Origin of the sequence: Stenotrophomonas sp. SrG, from assembly GCF_050031795.1 — a bacterium.
Taxonomy (GTDB): Bacteria; Pseudomonadota; Gammaproteobacteria; order Xanthomonadales; family Xanthomonadaceae; genus Stenotrophomonas; species Stenotrophomonas rhizophila_A.
In genome coordinates, this window is sequence record NZ_JBNBBE010000795.1 from 1 (window position 1) to 245 (window position 245).

The 245-nt window shown below is 71.0% G+C and carries 1 protein-coding gene; it reads left to right on the forward strand.

All coding sequences use genetic code 11. The features are described from left to right. A partial coding sequence (locus ACQG3P_RS21740; RefSeq protein WP_426806209.1) for a glycosyltransferase occupies positions 1-183 on the forward strand: 183 nt, incomplete at its 5' end. Positions 184-245: the final 62 nt, after the last annotated feature.

The window sequence follows — 245 nt, forward strand, 5'->3', positions numbered from 1 at the left end:
CATGCCCTGCTCGCCCCGCGCGGCGACCAGGCCGCGCTCACCCGCGCGCTGCAGACCCTGGTCGAGCAGCCGGCGCGCCGCCGGCAGATGGGCCAGGCCGGGTGGGACTGGATGCGCAGCGCGCACCGCTTCACCCCGACCGGGCCCACTGAAGCCACCGAACACTACTACCACCAGTGGTAGAAGGAACTGGGCCATGGCAAGCGCTAAAACCGTGGCGGTGCTGATGCACCACCACGTGTCGC